Origin of the sequence: Streptacidiphilus carbonis, from assembly GCF_000787775.1 — a bacterium.
GTDB classification, from domain to species: domain Bacteria; phylum Actinomycetota; class Actinomycetes; order Streptomycetales; family Streptomycetaceae; genus Streptacidiphilus; species Streptacidiphilus carbonis.
This window is the reverse complement of record NZ_BBPM01000007.1, coordinates 31,540-52,182: the sequence shown is the minus strand read 5'-3', so window position 1 is coordinate 52,182 and position 20,643 is coordinate 31,540. Positions and strand designations below refer to the sequence as shown.

Genomic DNA, 20,643 nt, shown 5'->3' with positions numbered 1-20,643 from the left:
CGTTCACACGCAGAGCCGAGCGGATCAGCTCTGGCCGCCCGCGAGCTTCTCGCGCAGCGCGGCGAGGGCCTCGTCGGTCGCCAGGGCGCCCGAGGTCTCGTCGCTGCTCGAGGAGTACGAGCCACCGGAGATCGCACCGGCGCCACCGGCGGCAGCGGCCTCGGGGGCAGCGCCCTCACCAGCGGCAGCGGCCTCGGCGTCGGCCTCGCGGCTCTTGATGACCTGGGCCTGGTGCTGCTCGAAGCGGGTCTGCGCCTCGGCGTACTGGCGCTCCCACTCCTCACGCTGCTTCTCGAAGCCGGGCAGCCAGTCGTTCGCCTCGGGGTCGAAGCCCTCCGGGTAGATGTAGTTGCCGGCGTCGTCGTACGAGGCAGCCATGCCGTAGAGGGTCGGGTCGAACTCGACCGAGGCCGGGTCGGCACCGAGGGACTCGTTGGCCTGCTTCAGCGAGAGGCTGATGCGGCGGCGCTCGAGGTCGATGTCGATGACCTTGACGAAGATCTCGTCGCCGACCTGGACGACCTGCTCCGGGATCTCCACGTGGCGCTCGGCCAGCTCGGAGATGTGGACCAGGCCCTCGATCCCCTCGTCCACGCGGACGAACGCACCGAACGGAACCAGCTTGGTGACCTTACCCGGGACGACCTGGCCGATCTGGTGGGTCCGGGCGAACTGCTGCCACGGGTCCTCCTGGGTCGCCTTCAGCGACAGGGAGACGCGCTCGCGGTCCATGTCCACGTCGAGGACCTCGACGGTGACCTCCTGGCCGACCTCGACGACCTCGGACGGGTGGTCGATGTGCTTCCAGGACAGCTCCGAGACGTGCACCAGGCCGTCGACGCCGCCCAGGTCCACGAAGGCACCGAAGTTGACGATGGAGGAGACGACGCCGGAGCGCACCTGGCCCTTCTGCAGGGTGGTGAGGAAGGTCTGGCGGACCTCGCTCTGGGTCTGCTCCAGCCAGGCACGGCGGGACAGGACCACGTTGTTGCGGTTCTTGTCCAGCTCGATGATCTTCGCCTCGAGCTCCTTGCCCACGTAGGGCTGGAGGTCGCGGACCCGACGCATCTCGACCAGCGAGGCCGGCAGGAAGCCACGGAGGCCGATGTCGAGGATGAGACCACCCTTGACGACCTCGATGACGGTACCGGTGACGATGCCGTCCTCTTCCTTGATCTTCTCGATCGTGCCCCAGGCGCGCTCGTACTGAGCGCGCTTCTTGGACAGGATGAGACGACCCTCCTTGTCCTCCTTCTGGAGAACCAGGGCCTCGATGTTGTCGCCGACCTTGACGACGTCATGGGGATCGACGTCGTGCTTGATGGACAGCTCGCGAGAGGGGATGACGCCCTCGGTCTTGTAACCGATGTCGAGGAGGACCTCGTCACGGTCGACCTTCACGATGATGCCCTCGACGATGTCGCCATCGTTGAAGTACTTGATGGTCTCGTCGATCGCCGCGAGGAAAGCGTCTGCGTCGCCGATGTCGTTGACCGCCACCTGCGGGGTGGTACGGGCCTCGGTGCTGCTGGTCGTCATTAGGAAAAGGGCTCCGGTACGGACATGAAGTCGTAGGTACTACTGCGCCGGGGACCCGTTATCGCTCCACCAAGGACCAGACAGGGTTGAGCCGGTGTATCGCCGCATCCAGATCTACTGGAAGCCGATACCCCGGGCTGTGACTGTGGGGTCTTCAACAGATGCGAGCGCGACCTGCTCCGTCCGAGGCGCGCAGGCCCGCAGCGCAACTTGTAGCATACGGGGACAGCCATGCACGGTCAATGCGGGATGCCGCAGTGCGGGAGAGCCCCACACAGACCGGACAGACCGGTCTGAACAGCACTCTCCCAGCTCCAGGATCGAGCTGGCGACCTTTCCGGCGACGCCCGGACGCTACAGGACCAAGGCTACGCTACCTGTGAGATGAGTACGCACCAGGCAAGCAACCCAGCCGTCGAATCTCCTGACGGCCTTTCAGGCCGGCTCGACGGGGATGACGGGGACGACGGCGAGGCCGTCCGCCGCCAGGCCGGCACCGCCGAGAGCAGCCGCGCCAACCGCCACTGGTGGGACAGCAACGCCGACGAGTACCAGGACGAGCACGGCTCCTTCCTCGGCGACGCCCGCTTCACCTGGTGCCCCGAGGGCCTGGACGAGTCCGAGGCCCGCCTCCTCGGCGACCCGGACGCGCTCCGCGGCCGTACCGTGCTGGAGATCGGCGCCGGCGCCGCGCAGTGCTCGCGCTGGCTGACCGCGCAGGGGGCGAAGCCGGTCGCCCTCGACCTCTCGCACCGCCAGCTGCAGCACTCGCTGCGGATCGACCAGCAGCTCGGGCTGGCGCCGGTCCCGCTGGTGCAGGCCGACGCCGCCGTGCTGCCGTTCGCCGACGCCGCCTTCGATCTGGCCTGCTCCGCCTACGGGGCGGTGCCCTTCGCCGCGGACACCGCGCGGCTGATGCGCGAAGTGCGCCGGGTGCTGCGGCCCGGCGGCCGCTGGGTCTTCTCGGTCACCCACCCGATCCGCTGGGCCTTCCCGGACGAGCCGGGCCCCGAGGGGCTGACCGCGCTCTCCTCCTACTTCGACCGCACCCCGTACGTGGAGCAGGACGAACAGGGCCGGGCCGTCTATGTGGAGCACCACCGCACCCTCGGCGACCGGGTGCGGGAGCTGACGTCAGCGGGCTTCCGACTGGTCGACCTGGTCGAACCCGAGTGGCCCGAAGGGCTGACCCAGGAGTGGGGCGGCTGGAGCCCGCTCCGGGGGCGGCACCTGCCGGGCACCGCCGTCTTCGTCACCGTCGCCGACTGAGTCCGGGCCCCCGTTCCGGGCCGGCCTCTTCCGGCCGCGCACCTCGAACAGGAAGGCGAGCCCCAGCATGACCGCGCCCAGCAGCGGCGCACCCCACGGGATGTAGGTGCTCAGCGCCAGGACCAGCTGCCGCTGCGAGCGGACCTGTCCGAAGGTCGCGTCCAGGTAGTCGGAGCGGATCTTCACATCGCCCTGGAAGACGGTGACCGGCGCCCTTCCGCTGCCCTTGGCGAAGCGCAGCTCCTCGTGGTGCTGCTCCTCGCCGTTGACCGGAGCGCCGGTGACCGGGTCCACCCAGAACTCCCGGGTGGTGGTGTACCAGCGCTGGTAGCCGAGCGCGGTGATGGTCGCCGGCGTCAGTCCGGTGATCCCGGCCGGCATGGTCTTGGGGAAGACGACCTGGGTCCAGGGGATGGTCTGCTCGAAGTAGTAGACGGTCATCCCCCGGTAGTCGCGGGTGCCCTGGTAGTGGATGGGCGCGGAGGTCCGGGTCTGCGGGTCGTAGTACTGGTAGTCCCTGGGCTGGGTGTCGAAGGGGAACTTGTACTCGATGCCGGTGCGGGTCACCGGGTCGCCGTCCACGCTCTCGCCGCAGCAGTGCACCGGCTCCTGGCTGTGCGCGTCGAAGACGTAGACCTCGGGGATGCTGGAGATCATCTTGCCGTCGGTGCCCAGCACATAGGAGAGGCCGTCCCAGACCACGACATCGCGGCCGGTGCGCTTCTTCTCGGCGGCCGCGGCGGCGGTGTCGCCCTTGAGGGTCTGCACGATGGTGACGGTCTGGTGCGGGACGCCGGTGAGGGTGCCGTAGTCGATCAGCGTGGCGTCCTTCGCCTGCAGCACCACGGCCTGGTACTGGCTTGCCGGCACCTCGACCACCCGGGGGTAGTCGTACCAGCGCATCATCGGCCCCAGGGTCGCCAGAAAGGCGGCCAGGGCGACCAGCACCAGGCTCAGTCGGCGATGCATCGCGGAACCCGCCCCCTACGGATGCGCCGGAGCGCTGGTCAGCAGGGGCTTGGGCGAGGTCGGACCGCCCTGGTGCGCAAGCGGCACCATCACCAGACCCACCACCAGGGCGACCAGCACCCCGACCGCCGCAGCCACCAGTGCACGCATCGGCCACCTCCCTCGTCCCGCCGCCCCGCACCGTAACGCGGGGGCGGCGAAATGAGAACAGGTTCTACCAATGCTCTCGGGTGCGGCGCCTGCATTCAGTTGCAGCCCCATAGGGGCGCGGGGAACTGCGCGACAAGCCAACTACGGTCTGCACCACGGCATCCCTCAGAACCCGTCAGTGCGCCGCCGTCTCCCAGTCCCTGCCGACACCGACGGAGACGTCCAGCGGCGCCGTCAGCGGATACGCGTCCGCCATCTCACGACGGACCAGCGCCTCCACCGCCTCGCGCTCCCCCGGAGCCACCTCCAGCACGATTTCGTCGTGGACCTGCAACAGCATCCGCGACTGCAGCCCGGCTGCGGTCAGCGCCGCGTCCACCTTCAGCATCGCGATCTTCACGATGTCCGCCGCCGAGCCCTGGATCGGCGCGTTCAGCGCCATCCGTTCGGCCATCTCCCGGCGCTGCCGGTTGTCGCTGGTCAGGTCCGGCAGATAGCGCCTGCGGCCGAGGACGGTCTCGGTGTACCCGGTGTTGCGGGCCTCGTCGACCACCCGGCGCAGATAGTCCCGCACCCCGCCGAACCGCTCGAAGTAGGTGTCCATCAGCCGCTGCGCCTCGCCGGTGGCGATGTTCAGCTGCTGGGACAGGCCGAACGCCGACAGACCGTAGGCCAGCCCGTACGACATCGCCTTGATCTTGCGCCGCATCTCCGCGTCGACCCGGGCCGGCTCCACCGCGAACACCTGGGAGCCGACCGTGGTGTGCAGGTCCTCCCCGCTGGAGAAGGCGGCCAGCAGGGCCGTGTCCTCGGACAGGTGCGCCATGATCCGCAGTTCGATCTGGCTGTAGTCCGCGGTCAGCAGCTCCTGGTAGCCGGGGCCGACGACGAAGGCCCGGCGGATCATCCGGCCCTCCTCGGTCCGCACCGGGATGTTCTGCAGATTGGGATCGGTGGAGGAGAGCCGGCCGGTGGCGGCGACCATCTGGTTGAAGGTGGTGTGGATCCGGCCGTCCGCGGCGACCGTCTTGATCAGGCCCTCGACGGTGCTGCGCAGCCGGGTCTGGTCCCGGTGGCGCAGCAGGATCACCGGCAGCTCATGGGTGGTCTGTGCGGCCAGCCAGGTCAGTGCGTCGGCGTCGGTGGTGTAGCCGGTCTTGATCTTCTTGGTCCTGGGGAGCTCCAGCTCGGTGAAGAGGATCTCCTGGAGCTGCTTGGGCGAGCCGAGGTTGAACTCGTGGCCGACGGCGGCGTGCGCCTCCTTCACGGCCTGCTGCACCGCGGCGCCGAACTGGATCTCCAGCTGGGTGAGCCAGTCCAGGTCGGCGGCGATGCCGGACCGCTCCATCCGGGCCAGCAGAGCGGCGATCGGCAGCTCCACGTCCCGCATCAGCCGCAGCGCGCCGTCCTTGTCGAGCCGGCTCTCGAAGACCTCGGACAGGTCCAGCACGGTGCGGGCCTGCACCATCAGTGCCTGGGCCGCGGCCAGGGCCTGGTCGTCGGCGTCGCCGGACTCGTCGCCGAAGGCCAGCTGCCCGGTGTCGGCGGTGGTGGCGGAGCCCAGCTGGCGGCCCAGGTACTCCTCGGCCAGCACGTCCAGGCCGAAGGTGCGGCGGCCCGGCTTCTCCAGGTAGGCGGCCAGGGCGCTGTCCGCGGCGACGCCCTCGATCCGCCAGCCGTGCTCGGCGAAGGCCCGCATCACCTGCTTGGCGATGTGCAGCGCCTTGGGGCGCTCGGCGTCGGCCAGCCAGGCCGCGAAGGCCTGCTCGTCGGCCTCCGCCAGCACCGCCGGGTCGAGCCAGGCGGCCGGACCGCCCTCGACGGCCAGGGCCACCGCGCTGACGCTGCCCTCGCCCAGCGCCCAGGTGTAGTCGGCGGCCAGCCCGGTGCGGGCGGCGCCGGAGGCGTGCTCGGCCAGCCAGGCCGTCAGCGCACCGTCGTCGGTCAGCAGCTCGCCCTCGACCTCGACGCCGGGACCGGTCGCGGCCGGAGCGCCCTCGCTGCCCTCGCCGGCGCCGGGGTCCGCCGCGAACAGCCGGTCGCGCAGCGCCTGGTTGCGGAACTCCAGGGTGTCCAGCAGCAGCAGGGTGGCGTCCCTGTCGTACGGCTTCCGCCCCAACTCGTCCAAGCCGATTGGCAGTTCGACGTTGCGGATCAGCTCGGTGAGCTCGCGGTTGAGCTTCACCGCGTCCAGCCCGGCCCGCAGCTTCTCGCCGATCTTGCCCTTGACCTCGTCCGCGTGCTCGACCAGCTCGGCGAAGGAGCCGTACTGGCTGATCCACTTGGCGGCGGTCTTCTCGCCCACCCCGGGGATGCCGGGCAGATTGTCGGACGGGTCGCCGCGCAGCGCCGCCAGGTCCGGGTACTGGGCCGGGGTGACCCCGTACTTCTCGAACACCTTGTCGGGGGTGTAGCGGGTCATCTCGGAGACGCCCTTGGTCGGGTAGAGCACCGTGACGTCCTCGGAGACCAGCTGCAGCGCGTCGCGGTCGCCGGTGAGGATCAGCACCTCGAAGCCGTCGGCGGCGGCCCGGGTCGCCAGGGTGGCGATGATGTCGTCGGCCTCGTACTCGGCCAGCCGCAGATGCGGCACCTGCATCGCGTCCAGCAGCTCGCTCACCAGCTCGACCTGGCCGCGGAACTCCTCCGGGGAGGCCGAGCGGGTCGCCTTGTACTCGGGGTAGATCCCGGCCCTGAAGGTCTTCCTGGACACGTCGAAGGCCACCGCGAAGTGCGTAGGCGCCTCGTCGCGGAGGATGTTCGCGACCATCGAGGCGAAGCCGTACACCGCGTTGGTCGGCTGCCCGGTGGAGGTGGCGAAGTTCTCCGCCGGGAAGGCGTAGAAGGCCCGGTACGCCATGGAATGGCCGTCGAGCAGCAGCAGCCTGGGCCGCGCCGCCCCGCCTGCCGCCTTGCCGCTGTTTCCGGTCGTACTCGCCATTACTGCCACCAGCCCCGCTTTTCGTAGGCACCGTCGTCCGTGCCCCACTGCCTGCCACTGCCGAGACGAAATCCTATGGCCCGCCACTGACAGTGCCCCCCACCCACGCCGCCGAAGGGGAGTCGTACGATCACTGGCAGTCCCGAACAACGACGTCAGGAGCACCATGTCCGAGCGGCACCCTGAGCCTGGACCCCACTTCAAGATCCCGCAGGACGTGATCGACCACTTCGCCAAGCTGGGCGTCGACCTGAGCACCTTCTCCGGGGGACACCTCGGCGAGCGGCTGGGCATCAGGGTGGTCGAGGCCTCCCCGGACCGGGTCGTCGGCACCATGCCGGTCGAGGGCAACCAGCAGCCGTACGGACTGCTGCACGGCGGCGCCTCGGCCGCCCTCGCCGAGACCCTGGGCTCGGTCGGCGCGATGCTGCACGCGGGTCCGGGCCGGTACGCCGTCGGCGTCGACCTCAACGCCACCCACCACCGCTCGGCCACCTCCGGACTGGTCACCGGGGTCGCCACCGCGGTCTTCAAGGGCCGCACCGCCGCCACCTACGAGATCGCCGTCACCGACGACCAGGGCCGCCGCATCACCAGCTGCCGCCTCACCTGCATGCTCCGCGACAGCTGAGCACGACAGCTGAGCACGACACCTGGCACGGCACCTGGCACATCCGAAGGACGCCTGGGACGGGTTTGACCCGCTGCGGCTCCGGGCATCGCCCGCCTCGACAAGGGGGTGCGGGCGATGACCGGTGGTCCCGAGCGGCCCGGCCGGGTCGGCGACGTAGGTCCGCCGGAACCTGACGGCGACTCAACCGCGCTGACGGAACTGCAGATCAGCGAAGCCGACGGCCTCGCCGTCGAACGGCGGCTGAGCGGCTGGTGGCGCGGGCTGCCCCGGCCGGTGCGCCGCGGCCTGCTCGCGGCCGCCGGCCTCGGCGCGGCCGCCGCCCTGATCCTGACCGCCGTCTCCGACGCACCCCCGCACCGGGCCGGGCCCGCGCAGCCGCCGGCCCCCGCCCCCTGGCCCGCCCAGGTCACCGACGTCTACTACGCCGGCCTGGCCCCCGGCAACGATCCGAGGAGCAGCCGGTTCGTCTTCCTGCTGTCCATCGCCGACCTGGACCGCAGCCCGGTGACGATCCATCACATAGCGCAGCCCTACGCCGGACTGTCCGTCACCACCGAGGACCCACTGCCCATCGGCGTCGCCCCGGGCGAATCCCGGATCGTGCGGGTACTGGCCGAGGTCCGCGACTGCGCCAGGACCCCGGAGCGGGACGATCTTCCTTTCCTTGACGTAACGTTGAGTAACGCGCGCGCAATACAGACGCAAAGCGAAATCCTCGGCGGAAGTTACAGCGATGATCTGGGCCGGGAGATCGCCGAACGCTGCGGCCGTACTCCCGCGTCCCTTCCGCCCGCTCCGTCGACAGTGGTGACCTCCCCGGGCTGACCTGGGCGATCATCCGATCAACCGACCCTCGGCGAGAATCGGGCCGGATCCGCACCCCGGACCGGGGTGGCTGGATCAAGCCTCAAGTTTTCCTCAGGTCATAACAAGACCATCACATACAGCGTGTTAGCTCTGCCTAAGCCGCTGGTAGAGGCCTAGAGTCACGGCCAGTCACCGCGCCATCGGATCGACAGGTCGGGGCCTGCGCGCGGTTCGACCCTCGCCCAGAGGAAAGGACTGATCGTGCGAAACCGTTCGCTGCTCATCGTCACCACTCTTGCCGTTACAGGCGCCCTCAGCCTCACCGCGTGCGGATCGCGCGCCAACAGCAACTCCACCCCGAGTGGCAGTTCCAGCGCCGCCGCCGGGTCCACCACCGTGACCATCGGCGTGGACGCCCCTCTGACCGGTTCCCTGTCCGCCCTGGGCCTGGGCATCCAGAACTCCGTGGATCTGGCGATCAAGACCGCCAACTCCACCCATGAGGTCCCCGGAGTCACCTTCAAGATCTCGGCGCTGGACGACAAGAAGTCCCCGCAGCAGGGCCAGCAGAACGCCACCGCCCTGGTCGCCGACAGCAATGTCGTCGGTGTGGTCGGCCCGCTCAACTCCGGCGTCGCCGTCTCCATGCAGAAGATCTTCGACGAGGCCAACCTGGTCGAGGTCTCCCCCGCGAACACCAACCCCACCCTGACCCAGGGCCCCAACTGGCAGACCGGCACCAAGGTCCGTCCGTTCAAGTCGTACTTCCGCACCGCCACGACCGACGCCATCCAGGGCCCGTTCGCGGCCCAGTTCGCCTACAGCACCCTCAACAAGAAGAAGGTGTTCCTGGTCGACAACAAGCTGACCTACGGCGTCGGCCTGGTGGCCACCTTCAAGGACGAGTTCACCAAGCTCGGCGGCACCGTGGTCGGCCAGGACCACGTCACCAGCGGCGCCAACGACTTCTCCTCCACCGTCACCGCCATCAGGAACTCCAAGGCCGACTTCGTCTACTTCGGTGGCGAGTACCCCGACTCGGGCCCGCTCACCAAGCAGCTCAAGGCGGCCGGCGACAACATCCCGCTCATCGGCGGCGACGGCATGTACGACCCGACCTACATCAAGCTGGCCGGTGCCGCCGCCAACGGCGACTACGCCACCTCCGTGGGCGCGCCGGTGGAGACCCTCCCCTCCGCCACCAAGTTCGTCTCCGACTACAACGCGGCCGGCTACAAGGACCCCTACGCGGCCTACGGCGGCTACTCCTACGACAGCGCCTGGGCGATCATCGAGGCCGTCAAGGCCGTCGCTGCGGCCAACTCGGGCAAGCTCCCGGCCAACCCGCGCCAGGCCGTCGAGACCGCGATGAGCAGCGTCAGCTTCAGCGGCGTGACCGGCACGGTCTCCTTCGACCAGTACGGCGACGCCACCAACAAGCAGCTCACCGTCTACGGCGTGAAGAACGGCGCCTGGACCACCGTCAAGACCGGCACCTTCTCCGGCTGACGCACCACCTCCCGAACCGCACCACCACCGCGCGGGGGCGCAGCAGGTCAAGCGCCCCCGCGCGGAGTTGCATCAACCCACGTTCCCCAGAACCAAGCATCCCGCTGCCCACGCCCATTTCCGGCTCACCCGCCCCCCTGACAACGGAGGCCCGCGGTGCACGAACTGCCGCAAAACCTAGCCAACGGCCTACTCCTCGGCGCAACCTACGGACTCATCGCCGTCGGCTACACGATGGTCTACGGCATCGTCCAACTCATCAACTTCGCCCACGGCGAGATCTTCATGACCGGGGGCTTCGGCGCCCTCACGGTGTACCTCGGCCTCGGCTCCGGTACCTCCATGTGGATCGCACTGCCACTGATGCTGGTCGGCGGCATCGTCACCGCGACGGTGATCGCCGTCCTCGCCGAGCGCTTCGCCTACCGGCCACTGCGCAACGCGCCGCGCCTGGCACCGTTGATCACCGCGATCGGGCTCTCCATCACCCTGCAGCAACTCGTCTGGGGCTTCTACCCCAAGGCCAAGTCGCCGCGCGTATTCCCCTCGCTCCCCGGCGGCCCGTTCCACCTGGGCTCCATCACCTTCCAGTCCGCGGACATCTTCGTCGTGGTCGCCGCCATCGCGTCGATGCTCTTCCTCGCCTACTTCGTGCAGCGCACCCGCACCGGCCGCGCCATGCAGGCCACCGCGCAGGACCCGGACACCGCCAAGCTGATGGGCATCGACACCGACCGGGTGATCGTGATCGCCTTCATCCTCGGCGCCACCTTCGCCGCAGTAGCCGGCGTCGCCCACGGCCTGCGCTACGGCCAGGTCTCCTTCGACATGGGCTTCGTCGCCGGACTCAAGGCCTTCACCGCCGCCGTCCTCGGCGGCATCGGCAACATCTACGGCGCCATGCTCGGCGGCATCGTCCTCGGCGTCGCCGAGTCCCTCGCCGCCGGATACATAGAGAAGATCCCCGGCATGAGCCAGTTCGGCGGTGCCGCCTGGCAGGATGTCTGGGCCTTCGTCATCCTCATCCTCGTGCTCATGGTCAGACCACAAGGTCTGCTGGGCGAACGCGTCGCGGACAGGGCGTGAACGACATGACCGAAACCACGACCACCCCGGCCACGGCCCCGCGCCCCGCCCTCCCGCTGCCCGAGACCGCCGCCCGCGGCCTCGTCGCCGTCGGCGGACTGGCCACCGCGGCCTCCGCGTTCCTCTCCTGGACCTACAGCTCCAGTTTCCCCGGCGACCTCACCGTCACCGGCTACCCCGGCGGCCTGCAGTGGGTCACCCTCGTCGCGGGCGCGCTGGTCCTCCTCTTCGCACTCAGCGGCTACCGCATCCGCGGCCTTCGCTGGCTCACCCCCGGCGGCGCGGACGGCGCCACCGTCATCGTCGCCGTCGGAGCCCTGGCGACCACCTGGTTCACCCTCATCGCCATCGCCGACGAACTCGGCGGCCTCGCGAACCTCACCAGCGGCGGCTGGATCGCCGGCATCGCGTCCCTCCTCGGCCTGCTCGGCGCCCTGGGACTGCCCCGGGACAGGACCGAGAGCGGTGAGAAGAACCCGCTCAAGCGCATCCTCGCCTACCCGGGCAATCGGCCCGACCTCAGCCCGGCCCCGGCCCTCCCCGCCGCGGTCGAACTCCTGGTCATCGCCGTGGCCGTCGCCATCGGCCTGGGCATCTTCACCTTCGGCATCGACACCAGCTACGGCGAACTCTTCGGCGGGTTCCTCATCGCCGCCTCCTTCGCCTCCTGGGCGCTGAGCCGCTCCGGCGCACTCGGCCGGCTCACCGACATCACCGGCAGGCACCGCGTCTACAGCGCGGTCCTGGCCTTCGTCGCCGCCGCGGTCTTCCCCTTCACCCAGAGCAATGACGCCAACGCCACCATCGGCGTCAACCTGCTGATCTTCGGCGGCACCGCCCTCGGCCTCAACGTCGTCGTCGGCCTCACCGGCCTGCTGGACCTCGGCTACGTCGCCTTCCTCGGTGTCGGCGCCTACACCGCGGCGCTGGTCTCCGGCGCTGCCACCTCGTCGGTGCACGTCACCTTCCCGTTCTGGGCGGCGGCGCTCACCGGCGCGGCGATCTCCGGAATCTTCGGCATCATCCTCGGCGCGCCCACCCTGCGGGTCCGCGGCGACTACCTCGCCATCGTCACCCTCGGCTTCGGTGAGATCTTCCGTATCGTCGTCAACAACCTCGACGGCGTCTCCGGCCCCAACGTCACCGGCGGCCCCAACGGCATCCCCAACATCCCCGACCTGACCATCTTCGGATTCAACCTCGGGAACTCGCACACCATCGGCGGCATCACCCTCGGCCGGTTCGCCAACTACTTCGAGCTGATGCTGGTGTTCATCGCCATCATCGTGCTCATCTTCAGCCGTTCCAGCAGCTCCCGCATCGGCCGCGCCTGGGTCGCCATCCGCGAGGACGAGACCGCCGCCACCGCCATGGGCATCAATGCCTTCCGGTTCAAGCTGCTGGCCTTCGCCCTCGGCGCCACCCTGGCCGGCCTCGCCGGGACGGTGATGGCCCACGTCAACTTCAGCGTCGTCCCCGACCCGTTCGTATTCGCCGGTCCGGTACCGCCCAACTCCGCCTTCCTGCTGGCCGCCGTGGTCATCGGCGGCATGGGAACCGTCACCGGACCGCTGATCGGCGCGGCGCTCTTCTACCTGCTCCAGGCGAAGCTGCAGTTCCTGCAGAGCTACCAGCTGCTGCTGTTCGGCATCGCACTGATCCTGTTCATGCGCTTCCGGCCGGAAGGCCTCATCGCCAACAAGCAGCGCCGGCTGGAGTTCCACGAGGACGAGACCGAATCCGCCGAACTCAGCACCGCGGGGGCGTGAACCAGATGACCGACACCACCATCGCACCCGGCACCGGCAGCGCCCCCGCACCCGGCACCCCGCTGCTCGAAGCCCGCGGCGTCATCATGCGCTTCGGGGGCCTCACCGCCGTCAACAACGTCGACCTCACCGTCAACACCGGTGAGATCATCGGCCTGATCGGCCCCAACGGGGCCGGCAAGACCACCTTCTTCAACTGCCTGACCGGGCTGTACATCCCCACCGAGGGGCAGGTCACCTACAAGGGCACGGTGCTGCCGCCCAAGCCGTTCAAGGTCACCCAGGCCGGCATGGCCCGTACCTTCCAGAACATCCGGCTGTTCCACAACATGTCCGTCCTGGAGAACGTCCTCGTCGGCCGGCACACCCGCACCAAGGAAGGCATCGTCTCCGCCATCCTGCGCGGGCCCGGCTACCGCCGCGAGGAAGCCGACTCCCGCGAGAAGGCCATGGCGCTGCTGGAGTTCACCGGCCTCGCCCGCAAGGCCAGCCACCTGGCGCGCAACCTGCCCTACGGCGAGCAGCGGAAGCTGGAGATCGCCCGCGCGCTCGCCAGCGAACCCGGCCTGCTGCTGCTCGACGAGCCCACGGCGGGCATGAACCCGCAGGAGACCAGGGCCACCGAGGAACTGGTCTTCGCGATCCGCGACCGCGGCATCGCGGTGCTGGTGATCGAGCACGACATGCGGTTCATCTTCAACCTCTGCGACCGCGTCGCCGTCCTGGTCCAGGGCGAGAAGCTGGTCGAGGGGACCTCGGAGGTGGTCCAGGCCGACGAACGCGTCATCGCCGCCTACCTCGGCACCCCGTACGAGGCCGCGCCCGGCTCCACCGCGGACGCAGGATCCGGCGCTGACGCAGGATCCCGCGCCGACGCGGACTCCGGCAGCGCGAGCGATGCCGAAGGCACCATTCCCGAGGAGGACGAGCAGTGACCGCCCTGCTAGAGGTCGAGGACCTCCGCGTGGCCTACGGCAAGATCGAAGCGGTCAAGGGCATCTCCTTCACCGTCGAAGCCGGACAGGTCGTCACCCTCATCGGCACCAACGGCGCCGGGAAGACCACCACCCTGCGCACCCTCTCCGGACTGCTCAAGCCCGTCGGCGGCAGCATCCGGTTCAACGGGCAGCCGCTGGGCTCGGTCCCGGCCCACAAGATCGTGTCGCTGGGCCTGGCCCACTCGCCCGAGGGCCGGCACATCTTCCCGCGCATGACCATCGAGGAGAACCTTCTCCTCGGCGCCTTCCTCCGCAAGGACCAGGACGGCATCCAGGTCGACGTCCAGCGGGCCTACGACCTCTTCCCGATCCTCGGCGAACGCCGGAGGCAGGCGGCGGGCACCCTCTCGGGCGGCGAGCAGCAGATGCTGGCCATGGGCCGCGCGCTGATGTCCCAGCCCAAGCTGCTCATGCTGGACGAGCCCTCCATGGGCCTCTCCCCCATCATGATGCAGAAGATCATGTCCACCATCGTGGAACTCCGCGACCAGGGCACCACCATCCTGCTGGTCGAGCAGAACGCCCAGGCGGCCCTGTCCCTGGCCGACACCGGCCATGTGATGGAGATCGGCCGCATCGTCCTCTCCGGGACGGGGTCCGACCTGCTGACGGACGAGTCCGTGCGGAAGGCCTATCTCGGCGAGGACTGACGGGGGCACGTCGGCGTCGCTGAATGCCGTTGCAGGCCGGGGTCGCTCCCGGTCTGCAACGGCATTCGCCGTTCTCAGGCCTCCGGGGCCGTTTCCGGGTCCGCCGGGGCCTTCTTCTTGGCGTCCTGGGCGGCACCCTCCTCGATGACCGCCTCGGCGACGGCCTTCATGGTCATCCGGCGGTCCATGGAGGTCTTCTGGATCCAGCGGAAGGCGGCGGGCTCGGTCAGCCCGAACTTGGTCTGCAGCACGCTCTTGGCGCGGTCCACCAGCTTGCGGGTGTCCAGGCGCAGACTGAGGTCGGCGATCTCCTCCTCCAGCGCGCGCATCTCGCTGTAGCGGGAGACGGCCATCTCGATGGCCGGCACGAGGTCGCTCTTGTTGAACGGCTTGACGATGTAGGCCATCGCGCCGGCGTCCCGCGCCCGGTCGACCAGCTCGCGCTGCGAGAAGGCGGTGAGCATCAGGGTGGGCGCGATGTGCGCCTCATGGATCTGCTCAGCGGCGGACAGGCCGTCCAGGATCGGCATCTTCACGTCCAGGATGACCAGGTCCGGGCGGAGCTCGGTCGCCAGCTTCACCGCCTCGGCACCGTCCCCGGCCTCACCGACGACGGTGTAGCCCTCCTCCTCGAGCATCTCCTTGAGGTCGAGGCGGATCAATGCCTCGTCCTCGGCGATGACCACACGGGTCGTCGTCGGCGGGACATGCTGCTCGTGCTGCTCGTCGGCGGCGGTCACGGTGCTCCTCGTTGACGCGGGGGGTACGTGCAAGAGCCTACCTAGACACGGTATGTTTGAGGCGCGGCGGTTGAGGGAGAACCTTCATTCCGTAGGCCCCGGTAGCCCAATTGGCAGCAGGCAATGGATTCAAAACCCATACAGTGTCGGTTCGAATCCGACTCGGGGCACTTCACCTTCGATTCGAAGGTTCACGGCGCGCTGGCGATCTTCATCACATCAAGTGGTTGTCTCGCATTCTGAGCGCGCCATCGAGCCACGGGCGCGAATGTCGGCCCCATGTACGACAGAGCCACCCGCCATCAGGCCCTCTCTCTCGTTGATGCGGGCATGAGCCTCAACCAGGTGAGCCATCGCACGGGCATCTCCCGGGCCGCGATCCGCGCCTGGACGGTCCGCGTCGAGCCGTTGCCCGGAGTCAGCGCCGAGTGCCCGGTTTCGGATGGCCGCCTCACACCCGAAGTCCCACCAAGCACCTACTCGTACCTCCTCGGCCTCTATCTCGGCGACGGCTGCATCAGCCACGTCGGCAAGGGCGTCCACTCGATGCGCATCGCTTGTGCCGACGCCTGGCCGGGCTTGATCGACTCCTGCGCTGAGGCGCTCAGCGGCGTGATGCCGACCAGTAAGGTGGGGCGGACGCAGTGCAAGGGGTGCACCAGCGTCGGCAGCTACAGCAAGCACTGGCCGTGCCTGTTCCCGCAGCACGGGCCGGGCCCCAAGCACACCCGCAGCATCGAACTGACGACCTGGCAGCAAGAACTCGTCGACACCCACCCCTGGCCGCTCCTGCGGGGCCTCATTCACTCGGACGGCGCCCGTGTGACCAACTGGACCACCCGGCGCCTTGCCGCCGGCGTGCGGCGCTACGACTACCCGCGCTACTTCTTCAGCAACAAATCCGCAGACATCCGTCGGCTCTACACAGCCACCCTTGACTCCCTGGGCGTCGAGTGGAAGCAGGCGAACGCATTGAACGTCTCCGTCGCCCGGAGAGCCTCCGTCGCGTTGATGGACGAGCACATCGGAGCCAAGTACTGAGCGCCTCCGGGCCTCACAGCGCGGGCTCCGGCGAGGCGATCAAGCCCTGTAGGAGTGATGTTGATGGAGCGGGATTGACGCAGTTCACGCGAACGAATGATTGATCGAGGTTCGCGAGGAGTCCGGTCCGGAGCCGCCGCACGCTGGATCCATGAACTGGCCCCCGGAGACCCGTGATCGGGCCCTGACAGCGTGTCGCAGCGGGAAGACGAACGCAGTGGCTCGCGCGCTCGGCGTTCCCAAGGGAACAGTCGCCTGGTGGATCCACCAGGATCGTGCGGAACGCGGCGCTCTGCCCGGGGCGCGCCGGTCCACCTGCCATCGCTGCGACGGGGACGAGCTCGACGGCGCCGCCTACGCATACCTGCTCGGGCTTTACCTCGGGGACGGCCACATCGTCCTCCCTAAGAAGCACCGCGTGCACAACCTCTCGATCGCCTGCACGGATACCTGGCCCGGCCTCATGGACGCAGCCGAGGCCGCGATGCGAGCGGTGTTCCCCCACAACTCGGTCTGCCGCGTCCGAGCCAGGGGCTGCACCAGTGTGAAGCTCTACTCCAAGCACCTCCCGTGCCTGTTCCCGCAGCACGGTCCCGGGATGAAGCACACCCGTGTCATCGCCCTGGACGGCTGGCAGCAGCAGATCGTGGATGCGCATCCCTGGCCGCTCATCCGTGGCCTGATCCACTCCGACGGGTGCCGTGTCACCAACTGGACCACGGCGGCGCTGGCCGACGGCAGCACCAAGCGGTACGAGTACCCGCGCTACATCTTCACCAACAAGTCCGACGACGTGCGGCGGATCTTCAGCGACACCCTCGACTTCGTCGGCGTCGGCTGGCGGACTTCCCGGCGCGGGTCCGATCCCTACCACGTCTCCGTCGCCCGGAGGGCTTCTGTCGCATTGATGGACGAGCACATCGGGGCCAAGTACTGACCGCGCGTCGGGAATGCTCTGCGTCGAAGCGGGCATGAGGGTTGACGATCATTCAATAGCTCTATCCATGCCCGGAAGGCCCGCCTCGGCGGCCTTCCTCAAGTAATGCTCAAATTTCTCAGTTGGCCCACATTCCATCGAGTCGCGCCCTACCACACGCCCCCCACCTGTGGCGATACCCCCCGTTCCGGTCGGCATCGAGACGGTGATTCTGCCGGGGATCACGTGTGAAGAAGCTCAAGAGAACGCATGTATTCAGCGTCGCCATCTATGCATGAGCGCAATCTGCACCTAATCTGAGGCAGCCCTCCGACGCCCATCGGGTCCGTCTCGACCCCTGTTCCTCCCTGCCCTACTTGCCCTGTCAGATATTTCGAGAGGTGGCGCCCCTATGGCACCCACTGATCTGTTGCCCAAATCCCCCGACACCGGGTCCCGCTCGCTACGGCGGGAGATCGGCCTCATCGGTCTGATGTGGGCGTCCGTCGGGTCGATCATCGGTTCGGGGTGGCTCTTCGGGGCCAAGGAGGCCGTCGTGGTCGCCGGGCCGGCGGCGATCATCTCCTGGGGGATCGGCGCCGTCGCGATCATCCTGCTGGCGCTGGTACACGCGGAACTGGGCGGGATGTTCCCGGTGGCCGGCGGTACCGCGAGGTACCCGCACTACACCTTCGGCGGACTGGCCGGGATGTCGTTCGGCTGGTTCTCCTGGCTGCAGGCGGCCACCGTCGCGCCGATCGAGGTCGAGGCCATGATCGGATACGCCCAGCACTGGTCCTGGGCGTCCGGGTTCCAGCACCCCAACGGGACGCTGACCGCGTCCGGGTTCGTCATCGCCGTCGTACTGATGGCGGTGTTCGTCGCGGTGAACTTCCTCGGAGTGCGACTGCTCGCGCACACCAACAGCGCCGCGACCTGGTGGAAGATCGCGATCCCGCTGCTCGCCATCTTCGTGCTGGCGATCACGCACTTCCACACCGGCAACTTCACCTCGCAGGGCTTCGCCCCGTTCGGCGCGAAGGGCATCCTCGCGGCGATCAGCACCAGCGGCATCATCTTCGCCCTGCTGGGCTTCGAGCAGGCGATCCAGCTCTCCGGAGAGAGCCGCAACCCGAAGAAGGACATCCCGCGCGCCGTGCTCGGCTCGGTGGCGATCGGTGCGCTGATCTACATGCTGCTGCAGGTGGTCTACATCGGCGCGCTGCCCGGCTCCTCCTTCGTCCACGGCTGGGCGAACCTCGCCTACACCGGCATCAGCGGTCCCTTCGCCGGTCTCGCCACCGTCATCGGCCTGGGGTGGCTGGCCTGGATCCTCTACCTGGACGCGATCATCTCCCCGGCCGGCACCGGCCTGATCTACACCACCTCGACCTCCCGGATCTCCTACGGTCTGAGCCGCAACGGCTATGCGCCGCAGCTGTTCGAGGCGACCGACAAGCGCGGCGTGCCGTGGTTCGGTCTGATCATCTCCTTCGTCACCGGCGTGATCTGCTTCCTGCCGTTCCCCAGCTGGCAGCAGCTGGTCAGCTTCATCACCTCCGCCAGCGTGCTGATGTACGCGGGCGCGCCGCTCGCCTACGGAGTGCTGCGCAACCGGCTGCCGGACCGTGAGCGCCCCTACCGGCTTCCCGCCGGGCAGGTCATCGCACCGGTGTCGTTCGTGATCGCCAGCCTGATCATCTACTGGGCCGGCTGGGCCACGCTGTGGCGCCTGGGCGTGGCCATCATCCTCGGCTACATCCTGCTCGGCTCGTACGCCGCCTACGCCCGCTCCAAGAACCTGCCGAACGCCCCGCAGCTGGACTGGAAGGCCGCACAGTGGCTGCCGGTCTACCTGATCGGCATCGGGGTCATCTCATGGCAGGGCGGCTTCGGCGTCGGCTCCGAGGGCCACATCCACCTGTGGTGGGACATGGGTCTGATCGCCGTGTTCGCGCTCGCCGTCTACTACTGGGCCGTTGCCGTCGGCCTCAAGCGCGAGGACATCGAGCGGAACATCGACGAGGTCGCCGTCGTCGACGAGGGCGGTCACTGACCTGTCGTCAGCACGCACAGCGGGCCCGGCCGGTGAGGGTACTCACCGGCCGGGCCCGCTGACGCTGTCTCCGTCCTGCGGCTCCGCCCGAGGGCTCAGACGGTCACGTCCCGCGGGCTGTCGTCCTCGCCCACGTGGTGGACCCGGACCAGGTTGGTGGAGCCGGCCAGGCCGGGCGGGGAGCCGGCCGTGATGACGACGATGTCGCCCGGCTCGCAGCGGCCGATGGCCAGCAGGGCGTTGTCGACCTGGGCGACCATCTCGTCCGTGGTCTCCACGAAGGGACCCATGAAGGTCTCCACGCCCCAGCTGAGCGAGAGCCGGCTCCGCACCGCCGGCTCGTAGGTGAAGGCCAGCACCGGGATCGGCGAGCGGTAGCGGGAGAGCCTGCGCGCCGTGTCGCCGGACTGGGTGAAGGCGACCAGGTACCTGGCGCCCAGGAAGTCGCCGATCTCGGCGGCCGCGCGGGCCACCGCGCCGCCCTGGGTGCGGGGCTTGTTGTTCTCGGTGAGCGGCGGCAGCCCGCCCTCGATGATGTCCTCCTCGGCGGCGCAGACGATGCGGGCCATGGTGCGGACGGTCTCGGTCGGGTACTTGCCCACGCTGGTCTCACCGGAGAGCATCACCGCGTCGGCGCCGTCGAGTACGGCGTTGGCGACGTCGGAGGCCTCGGCACGGGTGGGGCGGGAGGCATTGATCATGGAGTCCAGCATCTGCGTCGCCACGATCACCGGCTTGGCGTTGCGGCGGCACAGCTTGATGGCGCGCTTCTGGACCAGCGGGACCTGCTCCAGCGGCATCTCCACGCCCAGGTCGCCGCGGGCGACCATCACGCCGTCGAAGGCGTTGACGATCCCTTCGAGGTTGTCGACCGCCTGCGGCTTCTCGACCTTGGCGATGACCGGGACGAAACGTCCCTCCTCACGCATGATCGCGTGCACGTCGGCGATGTCGGCGGCGCTGCGGACGAAGGAGAGCGCGACGATGTCGGCTCCGATACGGAGTCCCCAGCGCAGGTCGGCGACGTCCTTGTCGCTGAGCGCGGGAACGCTGACGGCCACACCGGGGAGGTTGAGGCCCTTGTGGTCGGAGACCATGCCGCCCTCGACCACGGTGCAGCGGACCCGGGGCCCGTCCACCGCGACGACGTCCATGGCTACCCGGCCGTCGTCGATGAGGATGCGTTCGCCCGGGGAGACGTCGCCGCACAGGCCCTTGTAGGTGGTACCGCAGCCGTTGCGGTCCCCGGGGTGGTCCTCGGTGGTGATGGTGAACTCGTCGCCGCGTTCCAGCAGGACCGGACCCTCGGCGAACGTCTCCAACCTGATCTTGGGTCCCTGCAGGTCGACCAGGATGCCGACGCTGCGGCCGGTCTCGTCGGCCGCCTTGCGGACCCGGCGGTAGCGTTCCTCGTGCTCGGCGTAGGAGCCGTGGCTGAGGTTGAAGCGGGCCACGTCCATACCGGCGTCGACCAGGGACTTGATCTGGTCGTACGAATCGGTGGCGGGCCCTAGAGTACAGACGATTTTTGCTCGGCGCATAACACCGAGCGTAGGTCTTACCGGTGAG

16 protein-coding genes, 1 tRNA gene and 1 pseudogene are annotated in these 20,643 nt (G+C 68.8%); 12 read left to right on the top strand and 6 right to left on the bottom strand.

The window, feature by feature from the left end; all coding sequences use genetic code 11:
• Positions 1 to 24: 24 nt before the first annotated feature.
• Positions 25 to 1,539: a 30S ribosomal protein S1 gene (rpsA, locus tag TR46_RS07580; RefSeq protein WP_042395810.1), complete on the bottom strand. Its 1,515-nt coding sequence runs from the start codon at positions 1,537 to 1,539 to the stop codon at positions 25 to 27.
• 384 nt (positions 1,540 to 1,923) lie between these two features.
• Here rpsA and TR46_RS07575 point away from each other — a divergent pair, with 384 nt between their 5' ends.
• Positions 1,924 to 2,808, top strand: a complete 885-nt coding sequence (locus TR46_RS07575; protein ID WP_042395807.1) for a class I SAM-dependent methyltransferase — start codon at positions 1,924 to 1,926, stop codon at positions 2,806 to 2,808.
• Between the two features lie 3 nt (positions 2,809 to 2,811).
• Here TR46_RS07575 and pgfA read toward each other — a convergent pair.
• From pgfA to polA, 3 genes and pseudogenes are all read right to left on the bottom strand, one after another.
• Positions 2,812 to 3,777, bottom strand: a pseudogene (pgfA, locus tag TR46_RS39190) (cell envelope lipid trafficking protein PgfA); the annotation flags it as partial.
• A gap of 15 nt (positions 3,778 to 3,792) precedes the next feature.
• Positions 3,793 to 3,927: an SPW_0924 family protein gene (locus TR46_RS40765; RefSeq protein WP_152626340.1), complete on the bottom strand. Its 135-nt coding sequence runs from the start codon at positions 3,925 to 3,927 to the stop codon at positions 3,793 to 3,795.
• A 175-nt stretch (positions 3,928 to 4,102) separates the two neighbouring features.
• Positions 4,103 to 6,868, bottom strand: a complete 2,766-nt coding sequence (polA, locus tag TR46_RS07565; RefSeq protein ID WP_042395804.1) for a DNA polymerase I — start codon at positions 6,866 to 6,868, stop codon at positions 4,103 to 4,105.
• Between the two features lie 166 nt (positions 6,869 to 7,034).
• Here polA and TR46_RS07560 point away from each other — a divergent pair, with 166 nt between their 5' ends.
• The 7 genes from TR46_RS07560 to TR46_RS07530 all read left to right on the top strand — a co-directional run bounded on the left by TR46_RS07560 (position 7,035) and on the right by TR46_RS07530 (position 14,321).
• On the top strand, positions 7,035 to 7,499 hold the full coding sequence (locus tag TR46_RS07560) for a PaaI family thioesterase (protein WP_042395801.1): 465 nt from the start codon (positions 7,035 to 7,037) through the stop codon (positions 7,497 to 7,499).
• Between the two features lie 117 nt (positions 7,500 to 7,616).
• Entirely contained in the window at positions 7,617 to 8,327 is a 711-nt protein-coding gene (locus tag TR46_RS42120; protein ID WP_052432607.1) for a hypothetical protein, read from the top strand.
• Positions 8,328 to 8,570: 243 nt separating this feature from the next.
• On the top strand, positions 8,571 to 9,818 hold the full coding sequence (locus TR46_RS07550; RefSeq protein ID WP_042395798.1) for a branched-chain amino acid ABC transporter substrate-binding protein: 1,248 nt from the start codon (positions 8,571 to 8,573) through the stop codon (positions 9,816 to 9,818).
• Positions 9,819 to 9,974: 156 nt separating this feature from the next.
• A complete protein-coding gene (locus TR46_RS07545) occupies positions 9,975 to 10,904 on the top strand; it encodes a branched-chain amino acid ABC transporter permease (protein WP_042395795.1) in 930 nt (309 codons plus the stop codon).
• A gap of 5 nt (positions 10,905 to 10,909) precedes the next feature.
• Complete coding sequence (locus TR46_RS07540; protein WP_042396138.1) at positions 10,910 to 12,673, top strand: branched-chain amino acid ABC transporter permease; 1,764 nt, start codon at positions 10,910 to 10,912, stop codon at positions 12,671 to 12,673.
• 5 nt (positions 12,674 to 12,678) lie between these two features.
• On the top strand, positions 12,679 to 13,608 hold the full coding sequence (locus tag TR46_RS07535) for an ABC transporter ATP-binding protein (protein WP_042396135.1): 930 nt from the start codon (positions 12,679 to 12,681) through the stop codon (positions 13,606 to 13,608).
• Complete coding sequence (locus TR46_RS07530) at positions 13,605 to 14,321, top strand: ABC transporter ATP-binding protein (protein WP_042395793.1); 717 nt, start codon at positions 13,605 to 13,607, stop codon at positions 14,319 to 14,321. Before TR46_RS07535 ends, TR46_RS07530 begins: the two co-directional genes overlap by 4 nt.
• A 74-nt stretch (positions 14,322 to 14,395) precedes the next feature.
• Here the strand turns inward: TR46_RS07530 and TR46_RS07525 are convergent, their stop codons facing one another.
• Positions 14,396 to 15,061: an ANTAR domain-containing response regulator gene (locus TR46_RS07525; protein WP_042395790.1), complete on the bottom strand. Its 666-nt coding sequence runs from the start codon at positions 15,059 to 15,061 to the stop codon at positions 14,396 to 14,398.
• Between the two features lie 95 nt (positions 15,062 to 15,156).
• Here TR46_RS07525 and TR46_RS07520 point away from each other — a divergent pair.
• The 4 genes from TR46_RS07520 (at position 15,157) to TR46_RS07505 (ending at position 19,074) form a co-directional block, all read left to right on the top strand.
• Positions 15,157 to 15,231: transfer RNA gene (locus TR46_RS07520), tRNA-Leu, on the top strand.
• A gap of 109 nt (positions 15,232 to 15,340) precedes the next feature.
• Entirely contained in the window at positions 15,341 to 16,102 is a 762-nt protein-coding gene (locus TR46_RS07515) for a helix-turn-helix domain-containing protein (protein ID WP_042395788.1), read from the top strand.
• A gap of 151 nt (positions 16,103 to 16,253) precedes the next feature.
• Positions 16,254 to 17,039 carry a hypothetical protein gene (locus TR46_RS07510; RefSeq protein ID WP_042395785.1) on the top strand — a complete coding sequence of 262 codons (786 nt, stop codon included), beginning with the start codon at positions 16,254 to 16,256 and terminating at the stop codon, positions 17,037 to 17,039.
• Between the two features lie 391 nt (positions 17,040 to 17,430).
• Positions 17,431 to 19,074: an APC family permease gene (locus tag TR46_RS07505; protein ID WP_042395783.1), complete on the top strand. Its 1,644-nt coding sequence runs from the start codon at positions 17,431 to 17,433 to the stop codon at positions 19,072 to 19,074.
• Between the two features lie 95 nt (positions 19,075 to 19,169).
• Here TR46_RS07505 and pyk read toward each other — a convergent pair whose 3' ends face one another.
• Positions 19,170 to 20,615, bottom strand: coding sequence for a pyruvate kinase (gene pyk / locus TR46_RS07500; RefSeq protein ID WP_042395782.1), 1,446 nt, complete (start codon positions 20,613 to 20,615; stop codon positions 19,170 to 19,172).
• Positions 20,616 to 20,643 lie beyond the last annotated feature (28 nt).